This is a genomic window from Shewanella chilikensis (assembly GCF_037953065.1).
GTDB classification, from domain to species: Bacteria; Pseudomonadota; Gammaproteobacteria; order Enterobacterales; family Shewanellaceae; genus Shewanella; species Shewanella chilikensis.
The window spans coordinates 2,746,399-2,763,296 of sequence record NZ_CP149966.1 but is presented as its reverse complement, the minus strand read 5'-3'; the positions used below and the strand labels follow the sequence as shown (position 1 = coordinate 2,763,296).

The 16,898-nt window shown below is 52.0% G+C and carries 12 protein-coding genes and 1 pseudogene; 12 read left to right on the top strand and 1 reads right to left on the bottom strand.

Features of this window, described 5'->3' with window-relative positions; all coding sequences use genetic code 11:
- Window positions 1-214 precede the first annotated feature (214 nt).
- Together WKR14_RS12585 and WKR14_RS12580 are read left to right on the top strand one after the other, a co-directional pair.
- Entirely contained in the window at window positions 215-1,318 is a 1,104-nt protein-coding gene (locus tag WKR14_RS12585; protein WP_335923378.1) for an RDD family protein, read from the top strand.
- A gap of 11 nt (window positions 1,319-1,329) precedes the next feature.
- Entirely contained in the window at window positions 1,330-2,454 is a 1,125-nt protein-coding gene (locus WKR14_RS12580; RefSeq protein WP_335917712.1) for a beta-ketoacyl-ACP synthase III, read from the top strand.
- Between the two features lie 74 nt (window positions 2,455-2,528).
- Here WKR14_RS12580 and cysZ read toward each other — a convergent pair whose 3' ends face one another.
- Window positions 2,529-3,299 (bottom strand): sulfate transporter CysZ, encoded by a 771-nt coding sequence (gene cysZ / locus WKR14_RS12575; RefSeq protein WP_071475941.1) that lies wholly within the window; start codon window positions 3,297-3,299, stop codon window positions 2,529-2,531.
- Between the two features lie 243 nt (window positions 3,300-3,542).
- Between cysZ and WKR14_RS12570 the strand changes: the two genes are divergently transcribed.
- From WKR14_RS12570 to WKR14_RS12525, 10 genes and pseudogenes are all read left to right on the top strand, one after another.
- On the top strand, window positions 3,543-6,968 hold the full coding sequence (locus WKR14_RS12570) for a chromosome segregation protein SMC (RefSeq protein ID WP_339086364.1): 3,426 nt from the start codon (window positions 3,543-3,545) through the stop codon (window positions 6,966-6,968).
- A gap of 21 nt (window positions 6,969-6,989) precedes the next feature.
- Window positions 6,990-7,961, top strand: a complete 972-nt coding sequence (zipA, locus tag WKR14_RS12565; protein WP_101056107.1) for a cell division protein ZipA — start codon at window positions 6,990-6,992, stop codon at window positions 7,959-7,961.
- 74 nt (window positions 7,962-8,035) lie between these two features.
- Window positions 8,036-10,042: an NAD-dependent DNA ligase LigA gene (gene ligA / locus WKR14_RS12560; RefSeq protein ID WP_101056106.1), complete on the top strand. Its 2,007-nt coding sequence runs from the start codon at window positions 8,036-8,038 to the stop codon at window positions 10,040-10,042.
- 171 nt (window positions 10,043-10,213) lie between these two features.
- Window positions 10,214-10,501, top strand: a pseudogene (locus WKR14_RS12555) (IS4 family transposase); the annotation flags it as partial.
- 344 nt (window positions 10,502-10,845) lie between these two features.
- Window positions 10,846-11,331, top strand: a complete 486-nt coding sequence (locus WKR14_RS12550; protein WP_234556021.1) for a DUF2919 domain-containing protein — start codon at window positions 10,846-10,848, stop codon at window positions 11,329-11,331.
- A gap of 279 nt (window positions 11,332-11,610) precedes the next feature.
- Complete coding sequence (locus WKR14_RS12545; RefSeq protein ID WP_101056404.1) at window positions 11,611-12,819, top strand: HD-GYP domain-containing protein; 1,209 nt, start codon at window positions 11,611-11,613, stop codon at window positions 12,817-12,819.
- Window positions 12,820-12,936: 117 nt separating this feature from the next.
- Entirely contained in the window at window positions 12,937-13,758 is an 822-nt protein-coding gene (locus WKR14_RS12540; RefSeq protein ID WP_339086358.1) for an SDR family oxidoreductase, read from the top strand.
- 34 nt (window positions 13,759-13,792) lie between these two features.
- Complete coding sequence (locus WKR14_RS12535) at window positions 13,793-14,413, top strand: thiol:disulfide interchange protein DsbA/DsbL (protein ID WP_101056406.1); 621 nt, start codon at window positions 13,793-13,795, stop codon at window positions 14,411-14,413.
- 376 nt (window positions 14,414-14,789) lie between these two features.
- The gene (locus WKR14_RS12530) at window positions 14,790-15,056 is read left to right on the top strand and encodes a DUF4212 domain-containing protein (RefSeq protein ID WP_039032820.1); all 267 of its coding nucleotides are present in this window, start codon (window positions 14,790-14,792) and stop codon (window positions 15,054-15,056) included.
- Window positions 15,057-15,067: 11 nt separating this feature from the next.
- Window positions 15,068-16,801, top strand: coding sequence for a sodium:solute symporter family protein (locus WKR14_RS12525; RefSeq protein WP_101056407.1), 1,734 nt, complete (start codon window positions 15,068-15,070; stop codon window positions 16,799-16,801).
- Window positions 16,802-16,898 lie beyond the last annotated feature (97 nt).

Genomic DNA, 16,898 nt, shown 5'->3' with positions numbered 1-16,898 from the left:
AAGCATAATCCTCATGAGATCAAAGAGAAGTGAATCTTTGTTCTTCTTTATTCTTTTTAGTTATTACATGAATCTCTGTTATTCGTAACTTCGGAGTAAGCCTGTTTCGCTTTATGTTAATCTCAATGCCAAATCCACGTTAACCAAAAAATAACATTCTATTTCAAATAGGAGAATAGCCTTGGATCACACGGGTAATGCCGAGGAGGCAAAGATGAATAGAGCCGGGGAACTGGACGGCTTTAAGCGGTATCCGGGCAAAGATCCCCGCAACATAGTGACGCCGGCCGCATTCAGTGTGGCGCCGGAGCTGCTCTACACCCCCTTGGCAAAACCTTGGAAAAGGGCACTGGCTATCACGATAGACGGTTTGTTGATAGCAGTACTGGCCGAACAGGCCGGCCCGCTGTTTGTGCTTTTGGTGTGCCTGCTGGCTTACTATATACACAATCACGCCAACAGGATCTCCACTTGGGCCAAGGGGCTTTTGTACCTGTTTATGGCGGTGGTTTTGCTTTGGTCTGCGGTGCCGCAGATGATAAAAGTCAACGGCCTGCAAGAGCGTCGCGATAATGAAATTCAGGGGCAGACACTGCTGACCTTGACGCCGCAGCTACTGCGTTTAAGTTTGTGTGAGTACAAGGCCTGCGCTCAACATGAAGCGGGTTTGCTGGTCAATGCCGCGGCTGAGGCAGGGCTGTCACGCACCCAGGTCGAGACCATGCTGCAAGGTGCATTGGATGACCTGCCGCTTGCTGCAGCCGATATTGCGGCGATAAATGCAGACTTGCTGCCGCAGTTGGCTTCAATGAAAACCGAGTCTGTAGCGACGCTCAATGCACAAACCAACGTACAAGCCAATGCAAAGACCGATGCACAAGCCAAGCCGGCACCTACCGAGGATGATTCAAGACTGGAAGCAGAAGAGGACGAGCAGGAGGAAGAGGCACAATACAGTTTGCTCGCTTGGGCCAAGGGGATGCTCAATGATCTCGGGCTTGGATTTGGCTGGGCGGCATTCTATTTTACCTTGTTCACTGCCTGGTTCGATGGTCAGACTTTGGGCAAAAAAATCATGCGGGTGCGGGTGATCGCCCTAGGAGGTGGTAAGCTTTCCCTATGGGACGCCTTTGGCCGTTACGGGGGATACGGCGCAGGCTTTGCCACTGGACTGCTGGGTTTCTTGCAGATTTTTTGGGATGCCAACAGGCAAGCCATCCAGGATAAGATCTCAGCAACAGTTGTCATTGACTTGAGTAAGCCACGCATGAGTCCGACTGAGACGATGCTGCAGGCGGATCCGGTCACAAAACAATAAGAAGGTAGTTTATGAAGGATGCGATTGTCATTTCCGGTACCGGGCTGTTTACCCCTCCGGAAGGAATAACCAATCAAGAACTGGTGGACAGCTTCAATCAGTATGTTGACCTGTTCAATACCGAGAACAGCGCCCAGATAGATCTTGGCCATGTGGCGGCGCTGAATTATTCATCGAGTGAGTTTATTGAGAAGGCTTCAGGCATTAAACACAGATTTGTGATGGTCAAAGAGGGAATTTTGGATCCTGAAGTCATGATGCCCTTAATCCCAGAGCGTGCCAGCGACAGCCTGTCACTGCAGGCAGAAATGGGCTTGTATGCGGCCAAGCAAGCCCTTGATAACGCTGGCCTCAAGGCGGATGACATTGATTTGGTGATAGTCGCCTGTGCCTATACTCAGCGTGCTTATCCGGCGATGGCGATTGAAATTCAGCAAACCCTCGGTACCCGGGGTTATGGCTTTGATATGCAGGTTGCCTGTTCTTCGGCGACTTTTGCGCTGGTGACAGCGGCCAATGCCATTCGTAGTGGTAGCGCCAGACGTGTGTTGGTCATCAATCCTGAGATATGTTCGGCTCAGGTCAATTATCGTGACCGCGATAGCCACTTTATTTTTGGCGATGTGGCTACAGCCTTGGTATTGGAGCCGGCTGCGACTTGCCGCGCCCAGCAAGCCTTTGAGATTCTGTCGAGCCGCTGCTTTACCCATTATTCGAACAATATCCGCAGTAACTTTGGTTTCCTTAACCGTTGTGATCCGGCTACTTCCGGCGAGGCCGATAAGCTGTTTCATCAACAGGGGCGCAAGGTCTTTAAGGAGCTGTTGCCCATGATATACCAGCATTTGGATGCACAGCTCGAAGAAGTTGGTATCACGCCGGAGCAGTTCAAGCGCCTTTGGCTGCATCAGGCCAATATCAATATGAACCAGTTTGTGGTGAAAAAGCTCCTGGGTGAAACGCCTGAGCCTTTGAAGGCGCCCGTGGTGCTGGATCAATACGCCAATACCGCATCGGCCGGTTCGGTAATCGCTTTCCATAAATATCACCAGGACTTCAAACCGGGGGAGTTGGGCCTGTTGAGCTCCTTCGGCGCGGGTTACTCCATCGGCAGTTTAATTCTGCGTGCCTGTTAAGGCAGGGCTTTCCGCTGCAACAAAAAATGCCTGCAACTGCAGGCATTTTTGTATCTCAATCGGCCTTACGGCGCTTAATCTGGCGCTATGGCCGGATTGCGATAGGCTTCGCGATACTTATCGACCCACATGGAGGTAGCACCGCAAATGGCAACCGGCATCACGATAAAGTTGACTATAGGGATCATGGAAAATAGGGTGACGGCGGCGCCGAAGCTCATACTGCTGCCCTTGGTATTTTTCAGGGCAAACTTCATCTCTTTGAATGCCACCTTGTGGTTATCGAAAGGGTAGTCACAGTATTGGATGCTCATCATCCAGGCACTGAAGATAAACCAGACCACAGGGAAAACGGTTTGACCAATCACCGGGATAAAAAACAGCAGCAGGATCAGTATGGCCCGCGGCAGGTAATACACCAGCTTTTGCCATTCGCGGCCGAGGATCCGCGGCAGATCCTTGATTAAATCCAAGGTGCCGCCGGTATTGAGCGGCTTGCCGGTCAACAGTTGCTCTACCTTTTCGGCCAGCAGGCCGTTAAATGGCGCTGCCAGCCAGTTCATCACAGAGCTGAAGATAAACGACAGCAGCACCAGCAGGGTGATAATCGCCAGTGGCCAGAGGATCACATTAAGCCAGCTGAGATAGTCCGGCAGTTGCCCTTCGAGCCAGGCAAACACATTCCCCAGTTGGCCTATGGCAAAATAGATGACCCCGGCAAACAACAGCAGGTTGATCATCAGCGGAATAAACACAAAGCTGCGCAAGCCCGGTTGTTTGATCAGGCTAAAGCCTTGGAGAAAATAGTTGACGCCGCTCTTGGCGGGTCTTGAAGATGCGGACATGTACCACTTACTCTCAATACAAAGAATACTTAGGCCGATTTTGAGCAACCAAGGCCACGAAAACAAGGGAAAAACGCAGCCAAGGGAATAAAAAACGTTACAAAATGCGGCCCGCTTTGCTAAAGTGACAGCGCTTATACAGCTTCTTGGGCCAGGACGGCGGCGTTTCAATCAGGCTATTGAATTTCTTTCAGGATTGGCCCGCAAAACAAAAACAATCGGCACTGACATCCAACGGCAAATATGAGACTCAAACAGATAAAACTCGCTGGCTTCAAGTCATTTGTCGATGCTACCAAAATCCCTTTTCTCAATCCGCTGACGGCCATAATCGGCCCCAATGGCTGTGGTAAATCCAATGTGATTGATGCCGTGCGCTGGGTGCTGGGTGAAAGCTCGGCCAAACACCTGCGCGGTGACTCCATGGCCGATGTTATCTTTAACGGCTCCAGTGCCCGTAAGCCTGTTTCTGTCGCCGGCGTTGAGCTGGTATTCGACAACGCCCTTGGGCGTATCGGCGGCCAGTATGCCAACTACGGTGAAATTTCCGTTAAGCGCCAGGTCTCCCGCGATGGCGAAGCCCTTTATTTTCTCAACGGTCAAAAATGCCGCCGCAAGGATATTACGGATATCTTTATGGGCACCGGCCTTGGACCACGCAGCTACGCCATCATAGGCCAGGGCACCATCTCCCGCTTGATAGAATGTAAACCGCAGGAACTCAGGGTCTTTATTGAAGAGGCCGCAGGTATCTCCCGTTACAAAGAGCGGCGTAAGGACACGGAAAACCGGATTCGCCATACCCGTGAAAACCTTGAGCGCCTGGGGGATATTCGCTCTGAGCTTGGTAAACAGCTGGATAAGTTGACGATTCAGGCCCAGGCCGCCAAACGTTATCGGGAATACAAGCAAAGTGAGCGGCGCTTGCATGCCGAACTCTTGGTGATGCGTTTCTTGGAGCTCAATGAGCAGGCCGAGGCGCAAAACAGCGAGATAGAAAGGCTGGAGACTGAGCTGGCCCAGCAGCAGGCGCAGAAGCAAGAGTTGGAGTTGAGCCTGACTCAGCAAAAGCTGGCTCAGGATGAACTCAGTGAAAAGGAGCAGCGCCAGGTTGCCGATTTTTATCACAACAACACTGAAATTGCCCGTATCGAGCAGCAGCTCAAGTATCTCAAAGAGCGGGATAAACAGCAGGCATCTGAATTGGGTGCGCTGCAACAGCAAATCGCCACATTGAATGAACAGTTGGCTCAGGCCAAACAACAGGAGCAAACCCTGGATGACAGTTTGCAGCAACATTTGCCGCGCCAGGAAGAGCTGGAAGAGCAGCAGTTTGAACTGAGTCAGCAGTATGAAGCGGCACTCTCACAAAGTGAAAGCCTTGCCGGCGAGTTGCAACAGGCGGCGACTGCGGTCAGAGATATCAAGCATCAACAGGAGCTGGCCGCCACCCGGGAGCAGCATCTTAAGCAGCAACATGCCCAGCGCACGGAGCAGCTTGAGAAGCTCAGTGCAAGATTGCCGCAACCTGAGGCCGATAACAGGGCAAACCCGGCTGAGCTTCAGCAGCAGGTCAGCTTGTGTGAGTCACAATTGGCGGCAGCTAAAGCCGATGTCGAACGGCATGGCGCAGAGTTGACCAAGGCCCAGGAGGCGTGGGAGCAGGCAAAACAAGCCGAGCAGCAGTTGGTGCAGCGCCGCTCGGGTCTAACTGGTCGCCTGGAGCTGATAAGTCAGTGGCTCGAAGGCGCCGCTCAAGCAACGCAAGCAACACAAACTGCCTTGACTCAGCTTTGGCAGGACATTCAGGTTGAGGCCGGTTGGGAGCAAGTGGTTGAGGCCTGGCTTGGCCCCTTGATGCGCGCCGCTGTCTATCCTGACTCCAAACCATTTGATGGCCAAGGTTTTGCTCAGACTTATCGCCAGAGTTGGGGGCCGGTCAGCGCTGGCGTCAACTTAAGTCCCTGGCTTAACAGAGTGCGTTGGGCCCAGTCGGCGCAGCAGGCATCCAACATGCTCGAGCAGGGGCTGGCAGAGGGTGAGCTGATCCTCTGCCGCGATGGCAACCTTTTTGCACATGATGTAAAGCTGACGCTCGCCGAGGATGGCCAGTCACTGGTGAAGCTGACCGCCGAGCAGGGCGACATTCAGGCCGATCTCGATAAGCTTGTAAGCGAAAACCGGCAGGCGCAGCAGCAAACCACCGCGGCTCAGGATAGATTCAACGAATTAAGGCGGGCTCAGCAGCTCAAGTCCGAGGCGCTGCAGCAACAGCAACTGGCGTTGACCCGCGCGGTGATGGCTTATGAGGCGGCCACCGAGCAGGCGGCGCGTGAGTTCAAACAAAGGCAGCAGACAGAAGCGGAAATCGCTGAGCTGAAAGAGCGCCTCGAGCAGGAGCAGTTTGAGCTGGAGACGCTGATTGAGAGTCAGTTTGCTGCCGATGATACTCTTTATGAGCGCCAGCGGCAGGAGCGATTGCTGAGTGAGCGCCACAACGAGGCCAATCAGCAAAAAAACAGCCTTAAAGTCAGCTTGAGCGAACTCGAGCGCCAGTTAAAAACCTTGAACGGGACTCTGGCGGAGCAGAAAACCGCCTTGGCGTTGGCAGCGCAGCGGCGTAAACAGTTGACCGAGCAGTTGCAGCAGGCCGAGCACAAGCGCAGGGAATTGCTGGATAAACCGCAGCAGGATGCAGATAGCGCCGAGCTGCAACCGCTTGAGCAACGCCTGGAAGGATTGCTGGCGCAGCAGCACGGGATGCAGGCGGAGCTTGAGCATACCCGGGCCAAACTTGCCGAGCGGCAACAGCAGTTGGATAGTACAGCTTTAAAGCAAAAACAACAGCTTGGACAACTGGAGCACTTGACTCAGACAATCAGCACGTTAAAGTTACGTCGCGAGGGATTGAAAGGTCAGGCCAACAGCCAATTGGCGCAGCTCAGTGAGCAGCAGATCAAGCTGCATGAAGTGGCGGCGAACCTGCCGGATGAAGCAAAAATAGCGCCCTGGCAGGACCAGCTGGAATCGGTTAGGCGCAAGATAAGTCGCCTCGGCGCCATTAACCTGGCGGCCATTGAAGAGTATGAGCAGCAAAAAGAGCGTAAGGCTTATCTCGATGCCCAGGATGAAGATCTCAACAAGGCGCTGGCCAGTCTTGAAGAGGCTATCCGTAAGATAGACAAGGAGACCCGCAGTCGCTTTAAGTCGACTTTTGAGCAGGTCAATGCCGGACTGGGAGAGTTGTTTCCCAAGGTATTTGGTGGCGGCAGTGCCTATCTGGCGCTGACAGATGATGATTTACTCGATACCGGAGTGACCATCATGGCCCGGCCACCGGGCAAGAAGAACAGCACAATTCATCTACTTTCGGGTGGAGAAAAGGCGCTGACGGCTTTATCATTGGTGTTTGCGATTTTCAGACTCAACCCGGCGCCTTTTTGTATGCTGGATGAGGTCGATGCACCTTTGGATGACGCCAATGTCGACAGATTCTGCCGTCTTTTGCAGGAGATGTCGGACAGCGTACAGTTTATCTATATCAGCCACAATAAACTCACCATGGAGATGGCTGATCAACTGATAGGTGTCACTATGCATGAGCCGGGTGTCTCTCGCATAGTCGCAGTCGATATTGAAGAAGCGGTGGCTATGGCCGACGCCGGATAACCATAGGAAAACAGGTAACCAATGGAAGATTTGCAACTGGTATTGTCTGTGTTGGGCGCGATTGCCATTATTGCCGTGCTGGTTCACGGTTTCTGGTCTATCCGCAAACAACAGCCCAAGTCGCTTAAAGAAAATCCGCTGACAGGTTTCTATAAGGACCAGGCTCGGCGTGACAGTGAAGGTTTCGATGCCGATGGAATTGGAGAGGTGAGGGTACGTAAAGTCTCACCGGATGAGAAGCCGCCCAAGCTTAAGAGCAGTAAGTTGCGTAAACCCGGTTTTCAGTCACCTCAAGCAGATGAGAGCGAAAGTGAACAGGCGTTTTCCCTATCCGGGGCCAAACCTGAGCCCAGAGTAAACAGCAAACCACAACGGCAGGAGCCTGTGTTGCATCTCGATGATGACCAAGATACGGCCGAAATGCAGATGGAGTTGGGGCTGGGGGCCGATGCACAGACAGGCAACGCCCATTCCACAGTCGAAGCCGAACATCAGGAAAACTGCCAGCCAGAGCCACAACTTGCCACTGAACAACAGACCCGCGAGCAGGCCAAGGAAGAGTCGCGCCACGATGAGTTGCCTGAACCCACAGATGTTTTGGTACTGCATGTGGTTGCCAAAGAGGGCGAGAGCCTCAGCGGCGCTGAGCTGCTGCCTTGCCTGTTGGCGCTGAACTTCAAGTTTGGTGACATGAACATTTTCCATCGCCATGAAGACAACGCCGGCACAGGTCGGGTGCTGTTTTCCCTGGCCAACATGGTTAAGCCCGGGGTGTTTGACCCGGACAACATGGAGCAGTTCAGCACTCAAGGGATAGTTCTGTTTATGACCTTGCCTTGTCATGGCGATCCGCTGATGAACTTTTCCATCATGCTCAACTCCGCCCATCAATTGGCGGATGACCTAGGTGCCGAGCTGCTGGATGGCCAGCGTCAGCCATGGCATCAGGACACCAAACAAGCCTACCTGGGCCGTATTCGGGCTCAGGGCTGATATTCATCAGGGAGCCAGTGTGAGTCTCTCTATCCAAGGCCGCCTCTGCGGCCTTTGTTTTGTGCGGAATTTTTATGCAAGCCATTGAAAACGAAATTGATCAGCTGATAAGCACCATTAACGAGCACAACATTCGCTACTATGTGGATGACAACCCCAGCATTCCCGATGCCGAATATGACCGCCTGATGCAGCGGCTCAGAATGCTGGAGGCCGAGCACCCTGAGCTGCAACGCAGCGACTCGCCAAGCCTCAGAGTCGGTGGGTTGGCGCTGGCCAAGTTTGAACAGGTGACTCACCTTAAACCTATGCTCAGTCTGGACAACGCCTTCAGTGAAGAAGACTTTGCCGCCTTCCATAAACGGGTGACTGACAGAGTAGGCGAGTTCAGCTATTGCTGCGAGCCCAAGCTCGATGGGCTGGCGGTCAGTATCCTCTATCGCGATGGCGTGCTGGAGCGTGCTGCCACCCGTGGCGATGGTGCGGTCGGTGAAGATATTACCGAAAACGTTCGTACCATTCGGGCGGTGCCGCTGAAACTCAGGGGCGATGATTATCCGCCGCTGTTGGAAGTGCGCGGTGAAGTATTCATGCCCAAGGCGGCCTTCGAGGCGCTCAACGAGCGTAACCGGGTCAAGGGAGACAAGCTGTTTGTCAATCCGCGTAATGCCGCTGCCGGCAGTTTGCGGCAGCTGGACTCCAAGATCACTGCCTCTCGGGCACTGGCGTTTTACGCTTATGCATTGGGCGTGGTTGAGCCGGAATCCTTCCCGCTGGCGGACACCCATCTTGGGCAGTTGCAGCAGCTTAAAACCTGGGGATTGCCGGTCAGCAGTGAGATCCGCCTTGCCAAGGACCTCAGCGAAGTGGATGACTACTACCGGGATATTATGGCGCGCCGCAGTGCTTTGGCCTATGAAATCGATGGTGTGGTATTCAAGGTCAACAGCATAGAAGCGCAGCAGACACTGGGATTTGTCTCCCGTGCACCGCGCTGGGCCATCGCTTATAAGTTTCCGGCCCAGGAAGAGATGACTCTGCTCGAAGGGGTCGACTTTCAGGTAGGCCGCACCGGCGCCGTGACACCGGTCGCCAGGCTCAAGCCTGTGTTTGTCGGTGGGGTGACAGTTTCCAACGCCACTTTGCACAACGCCGACGAAATCGCCCGCCTCGGGGTTAAAATTGGCGATACAGTGATCATTCGCCGTGCCGGTGATGTTATCCCGCAAGTGGTTGCTGTGGTGCCGGAAAAAAGACCTGAGGATGCCAACGAGATCCGTTTCCCGGCGCAATGCCCGGTTTGTGGCTCTCAGGTGGAACGCCTCGAGGGAGAAGCCGTGGCCCGCTGCACCGGTGGCCTGTTCTGCGAAGCGCAGCGCAAGGAAGCCATCAAGCACTTTGCTTCTCGCAAGGCGCTGGATATAGATGGCATGGGCGACAAGATAGTCGAGCAGCTGATCGATAAGGAGCTGGTGGAGAGCCCGGCGGATCTGTTCTCTCTCACGGCTTCGGCACTGACCATGCTGGAGCGGATGGGACTCAAGTCGGCCACCAATCTGGTGCAGGCCATAGAAGCGGCCAAGCAAACAACCCTGGCCAAGTTTCTCTACGCCTTGGGGATCCGTGAGGTAGGTGAGTCTACCGCCGCCAACCTGGCGCGGCACTTCAAAGAGCTGGATGCCCTGAGGCAAGCGAGTGTCGAACAGCTTATCGAAGTGGAAGATGTCGGTGCCATAGTGGCTCAGCATGTAGCGCACTTCTTTGCTCAGCCCCACAACCTTGAGGTGATAGATAAACTGCTGGCCGCCGGGGTGACCTGGCCGGCAATCGAAGCGCCGTCTGAAGATGAACAACCGCTCAAGGGCCAGACTTGGGTATTGACCGGCACCCTGAGTCAGATGAGCCGCACTGACGCCAAGGCGCAGCTTGAGGCGCTCGGCGCAAAAGTGTCCGGCAGTGTCTCCAAGAAGACAGACTGCGTGGTGGCCGGCGAGGCCGCTGGCTCCAAATTGACCAAGGCCAATGAGCTTGGGGTTAAGGTGTTGGATGAAGCAGGTTTGCTGGCGCTGCTACAGCCCTGAGCCGAATTTCTCTGCAGCAATCCTGAGCTTAATCCTTCTGCTTAAGCACCGCCAAGCCGCGCAACGTAGATCAGATAAGGATCGGTTGACCGATCCTTCTGATGAGAGACAATCGGAAACCTGTTTGTAGGTTTCCGTTTTTTTATGTCTATTCAAAACTGCTTTGCCGACTTTCTTGGTTATAACTTGGTGAGACGAGAAGCGAGCCAAGCGGCAGTAGAGCATGGTCGAATGCCCAATGAAATCAGCTTTAAGTACGCTTGTCAGTTCATCGCAAGTCAGCTCAAAGTCATGAGCAAAGCGGTGTCACCAGGTAATACGCCGAAGCGTCTAAACAGTCTGCGAGGAGACTTGTCCATCCTTTTTATAGACAAACGCCCTAAGCCAAATCGGCCTAGGGCGGTAAAAATATCAAAGACCCGATATCCTGTTAATCACAAGGCAGCTCCGCTTAAGTGAACTACGTTGCGCCAAGCAGCGGGGCTTTTTTTACCTTCACTCAGTGGCAACCAATCCGGGGGGATATGGGACTCTTAAGGTTTTAGAGTCAAAATAGCCAAACAGCTTGCTTCTGGCTTCTATTTATTGCGCCACATACTTGAATTGTGTTGCCACAGGACCCACCTCATTATTTCGTAAGATGGCTGGTCGAGACGCGCTCACAGATCGCCTCATTGAGACAGCTTATGGGAGAGGCGTATCCCGCTGCTTAAAAACAGAGTCAGTCACAAGTGTGAACGCTTTCGGTTATTTTTACCATGGCTGTGCCAGGCCTTGTCTGGGTGAGTCACAATGATGGGATTATGTCCTTGCTTAAATTTGAACATGTACGCTGGCTTGACAATGATGGTCATATCAAGCCGCCGTTACTGCTTTACATCATAGTGCTGTTTTTGGCCCGCGGCTGGTGTGTGTTTGTTGCATCTCTGACCCAAGCCAGCGACAGGGCCGCTTTGGTACGGTTGTTTTATCCGGAAAAGAGTGACTTTCTATTGTCTCTGGCTGCAGGCGCTGGCGCCTTGCTGATCTATGGTTTGATCCTGGCCGAGCGTAAACGGGTATTTGAGGCATTGATCCTACTGTTTCGACAAATTCGCTGGTGGTTGGCGCTGTTGCTGGGAATAGATGGCGTGCTGCTTATTCAGCGTCTTGGTCACAACGATTGGTTGTTTAGTTGGAATCTAGCGTTGGATGCCTTATTCCTGTTCTGGTCCTTGCTCTATCTCGCCAAGTCGGCGCATTTACGCCATTATCTCAACGACTGGCAAAAACAGGAGAAATTGGAGTGATTTAAAAGGCAGATTCGGCAGTTATTTGCTATATAAAACAGAGACCCATTGGCAGCGTTCGGCTTAGACAGTTATCACTAGCGACTTTGGCGGATGAAATCTGAACAGGAAATTGTATGCATGGTGGATTAACGACTAAAACACTGTCAAACAAGCGATTTTTGTCATAAATTTGTCATTTCATTCTTACGTTTGGTTTCCAATGGTCTATAGTTAAGATTCTTGGATTTCATTTTTTAAAACCTTGTTTTATCAAGTTGTTCTCTGGAGAAACTTTGAGTGGCCAAAGCTGAAAGGATCCATCTCCCTCTGTCACGCCTGCAAACTGGCATCACAGTCAAACTGCCGCTGTCCTGGACAGATCATCCCTTTTTGTTCAATCGCATTGAAATCAAAGATGCCAGTCAGATAGAGATGATCCGCAATCTCGGTGTGCCCTATGTCATTTTAATCTCTGACGAAGACCTACTTAATGATGTAATTGAAGAGGAAAACGAGGCACAGCAAGCAACAGAACGAGCAAAGGACAACCAACCGGATCCCAAAGCCTCTGCCCGCAAGGCGATACGTAAGAGCCAGGGACGCTTTTTGAATGCCATTAATGACTGTCGTACTGTAGTCAGTAAGTTAGTGTCTGATCCTGAAGGTGCCATTCGCGAAGCTTCAGCTTTAGTCGAGCAAATGCTGAACCATCTATTGGAGTCTGGCAATCCCAAGTTGGCCTTGGTGTCCAGTGGTGAAGGGACTCCCAGCGTGACTCAGCACGGGATATCAGTTGCGGTACTGGCCTTGATGATTGGCCATTCGCTTGAGTTGTCCAAGGACAAGCTGAGGGATATTGCTCTGGGGGCACTTCTGCACGATATAGGCAAACTCAAGGTGCCCGATGCCATCAGACGTAAGCGCAGCCCCTTGAGTCAGCATGAAAGCAACTTTCTCTCCATGCATCCCAATTTTGGTTATGACATGCTCAAACGTAGTGGCTTGTTTGGTAATGAGGTGTTGCATATTGTGAAGCATCACCATGAGTTTATCGATGGCTCAGGTTATCCCGATAGGCTTAAGCTGGCCAAGCTGCCATTGACCACTCAGATAGTCGCGCTGGCTAATGACTATGACAGCCAATTGGCTCGTCAAGAGATAGTCTCGCCGCAAATTGCTTTGGGATATCTGTTTAAGAATCGGGTTGGCAAGCATCAAGAGCAGCTGATTTCGGCGTTGGTGAAGGTATTGGGGATTTACCCGCCAGGCACTTTGGTGAGCTTGTCTGATAACAGCGTCGGCAAGGTGATGATGACCACATCAGAGGTGCGGCAACCTCAGGTTTGGGCTTGTAAAAACGATGGTAGCGAGCCTAAATTACGTTTTTTGATGGACGAAGAGGTTAGCGTGGAAGCCGTACTCAAGTCTGAAGAGCTGACTGAGGGGGCCGCAAGAACTCTGCAAACCGGGGCTGGCATCAGTTTCTATTTCAGTGCCTTGGAGTAGCTTGCAACTCGCGTTCTCTTGCCGTGAGCGGCCAAACTTTGGTCATTCATAGATCCACCTCTGGTTTTTATTCTCATATGTCTTATGCTTGAGCTCGGTATACAGCGGAGTAGGGCGATGAAACATATTGCGGTTTGGGGCTGTGGTTGGTTCGGTTTGCCATTGGCAAGGGAACTGGTCACCAGAGGGGTTAAGGTTTGCGGCAGTAAGCGTACCGAGGAGGGCGCGGAGCTGTTGAGAAAAGAGGGGCTGGAAGCCGTGATCCTCAATCTTGCAGAACCGGCTCTTTTACCTTCGTTGCCGGATGACTGTGATGCCCTGGTACTCAATATTCCCCCCGGTCTCAGGCGCGGCGATAATGATTATCTAGCTTCTCTCGAGCGTCTATTGCCTGTGATTGCTGCAAGCCGTATCAAACGTCTATTGTTTATTAGTAGTTCAGGGGTTTATCCCCAATCCCAAGGTGTAGTCACTGAGGCGACAGCTGTTGATGTCTCGTTGGACAGTTATTGCACCACCTTGGCAACAGCTGAGCAGAAGATACTGGCGCTTGCCAATGAAGGCCTTGAAGTCACTGTCATTCGCTTTGCCGGTTTGGTCGGTCCAGGGCGCCACCCCGGGCGCTTCCTTGCCGGGAAGACAGGGCTGCCCGGCGCAAACGCCGTGGTGAATCTGGTGCATCTCGATGACTGTATAAATGCTTGCCTGCAGTTATTGACCGCAGCTAACCCCGGGGCCATCTATAACCTTTGTGCACCTTGTCATCCAACCAGGCAAGAATTTTATCCGGCAGCTGCCAAAGCGCTCGGTTTGGCGATGCCCGAATTTGCCACAGATAATGGAACGGGTAAGTGGGTGGATGGTTCTCTCATCTGCCGCGAGCTTGAGTTTGAATACAGGTACTCCGAGGCAGATAGCCTTATTGCTGCTTGCCAATAAAAAGCGTGACTAAAAAATAACAAGAGGAAAGCCTATGTCTTTGTTATCCAAAATGGTGAGAGTCTTACCGCTGATATTCCTGGCCCTCAGTAGTTTAAGTGTCAGTGCGGCCGATTTTCAGGAAGGGCGCGACTATATCAAGGTGCCTGGGATCCCTGAAGCCAAGAGTGGCATAGTCAGAGAGTTTTTCTCCTATAACTGTCCCCATTGCTACTACAAGGATCCCTTGATGCAGCAGACAGCTGAACTGCTCAAGGGTAAGTTGGATTTTGAACGCACTCCCGTCGGCGCCGGGCGCCCCTCCTGGATCCTCAGTCAGGAAGCCTATTATCTGGCGCAGAAATTCAGGATTACCGATCAGGTGCACGGTAATATTTTTAATCGGATCCATGAGAAGCATCAGGCTTTTGAAAGACCTCAGCAGTTAAAGGACTTCTTTTTGGCGCAGGGGGTGAATGAACAAGAACTCAACCAAACCTTGGGCTCGGCCGACAGCAAGCTGGCACTGGCTAATTATGATACCCAAACTCAGCTCTCCGGGATCCGGGGAGTGCCTTCGCTGTTGGTCAATGGCAAATATTTGATCACCTCGAAAAGTTCAGACCCCAAGGAGCTGGCGGCGCTTATCCTCTACCTGAACCAGGAAGCACCCTAGTTACAACACTGTTTTAAATACAATCAAGAGGCCAAAAGGCCTCTTTTTTTTACATAGTTAATCGTGAGCCCATTTCGCCGCAGTTTTAGATGGATTTAATGCAGTAGTAATTGTCGCTAATGGCTTATCTTGTCGGTGAATAGTGAGCGCCTCACGGAAATTATCTTGAAAATCACTTCGACATTGGTCTAATGATTCGTAGCAAATAAACGAGCGTTTAATTGGCGATTTTGGCCTTAACCTTTTGATTATGTTTGCTTTACTTTGGTTGTTAATGGTGTGTAAATTTTGGCTTAGACTAAGGTCTTGATTGTAGCGCTCCCGGCGGTTGCTAGATTAACTGTGACTTAATAATTATTACCACAGGGGAGTCGCTATGGGTTTTGAAAACAATGACAAGGCAAAGGGGTACTGGCGCGAAAATTTGCGCTTGGTACTGGGACTGCTGGCCATCTGGTTTGCTGTTTCCTACGGTTGTGGGATTTTACTGGTGGACGTTCTCAATGAAATTCATTTTATGGGATTCAAGCTTGGCTTCTGGTTCGCCCAGCAAGGTTCCATGTATGTGTTCGTAGTGCTGATTTTCGTTTATGCGGCCAAAGCGAATGCCTTAGATAAAAAATATAACGTACACGAAGACTAAGGAGCGGGCCGATGGATGTTCAAACATTAACTTTTTTAATTGTGGGGCTCTCGTTTACTCTCTATATCGGGATTGCCATCTGGTCAAGAGCCGGCTCTACCAAAGATTTTTATGTTGCCGGTGGTGGGGTTCACCCAGTGATGAATGGGATGGCGACGGCGGCAGACTGGATGTCGGCAGCCTCTTTCATCTCGCTGGCGGGGATCGTCTCCTTCGTGGGGTTTGACGGCAGTGTGTACCTGATGGGCTGGACTGGCGGTTACGTGTTGCTGGCTTTATGTATGGCACCTTACCTTCGTAAGTTCGGCAAATTCACTGTGCCTGACTTTATTGGTGAGCGTTATTACTCTCAGGCGGCTCGTGTAGTGGCTGTGGTGTGCGCTATTTTCATCTGCTTTACCTATATTGCCGGGCAGATGCGTGGTGTTGGTGTGGTGTTCTCCCGCTTCCTGGAAGTGGATGTCGACACCGGGGTGTATATAGGTATGGCAGTGGTGTTCTTTTACGCCGTACTCGGAGGCATGAAGGGGATCACTTACACTCAGGTGGCGCAATACTGCGTGCTGATATTCGCCTTTATGGTTCCGGCCATCTTTATCTCTGTGATGATGACGGGCCACATTATTCCGCAAATTGGTTTTGGCGCTGAGCTGATAGATGCCGCCGGGAACGATACCGGGGTGTATCTGCTGCAAAAGCTCGACGGCCTGCAAACCCAGCTGGGGTTCTCTGAATATACCGAAGGCGCTAAGAGTACCATAGATGTATTCGCTATCACGGCAGCGCTCATGGTGGGGACTGCCGGTCTGCCCCATGTGATTGTGCGCTTTTTTACCGTACCCAAGGTAAAAGATGCCCGTATTAGCGCCGGTTGGGCATTGGTATTTATTGCCATCATGTATACCACAGTGCCGGCTTTGTCCGCATTCTCCCGGGTAAACATGATAGAAACCATCAATGGCCCTGAATCTACCGGTGTTGCCTATGAGTCGGCGCCCCAGTGGATCAAAAACTGGGAAAGCACCGGGCTTATCAAGTGGAACGATAAGAACGGTGATGGCAAGATGTACTATGCCAAGGGTAACCTCACCGATGACAGCAACAATGAAATGGATATCGATCGCGATATCATGGTGTTGGCGACCCCTGAAATCGCCGATCTGCCAGCTTGGGTGATTGCCTTGGTGGCGGCCGGTGGTCTGGCGGCAGCGCTGTCGACTTCTGCGGGCTTGTTGCTGGTGATCTCAACTTCGGTATCCCATGACTTACTGAAGAAAAACTTAATGCCGGACATTTCAGACAAGAAGGAACTGTTCTATGCCCGAACCGCGGCGGCTGTAGGTGTAGTTATCGCAGGCTACTTCGGTATCAATCCACCTGGTTTTGTGGCGGCAGTGGTGGCTTTGGCATTCGGGTTGGCGGCATCTTCACTGTTCCCGGCAATCGTGATGGGCATTTTCTCCAAGTCGATGAACAAGGAAGGGGCCATTGCCGGTATGGTGATGGGGCTTGGTTTTACTGCGGGCTATATCATCTACTTCAAGTTTATCAATCCGGCTGGCAATAATGCCGAGAACTGGTTATTTGGTATTTCGCCGGAAGGTATCGGCATGGTTGGCATGATAATCAACTTTGTTGTAGCGATTATCGTTGCCAAGATGACAGCTGCTGTTCCTGAACATGTGCAGGAAATGGTTGAATCTATTCGCTTCCCTAAAGGTGCAGGCACGGCGCAGGAACATTGATAGTCAGTGCCCTGAACGCCAGTTCTTGTGTAAGCCAGAGTGCTGCAAGGAGTTATGAACACCTTACTTAAGTGCTTACTAAACAGAGGATCCCCCG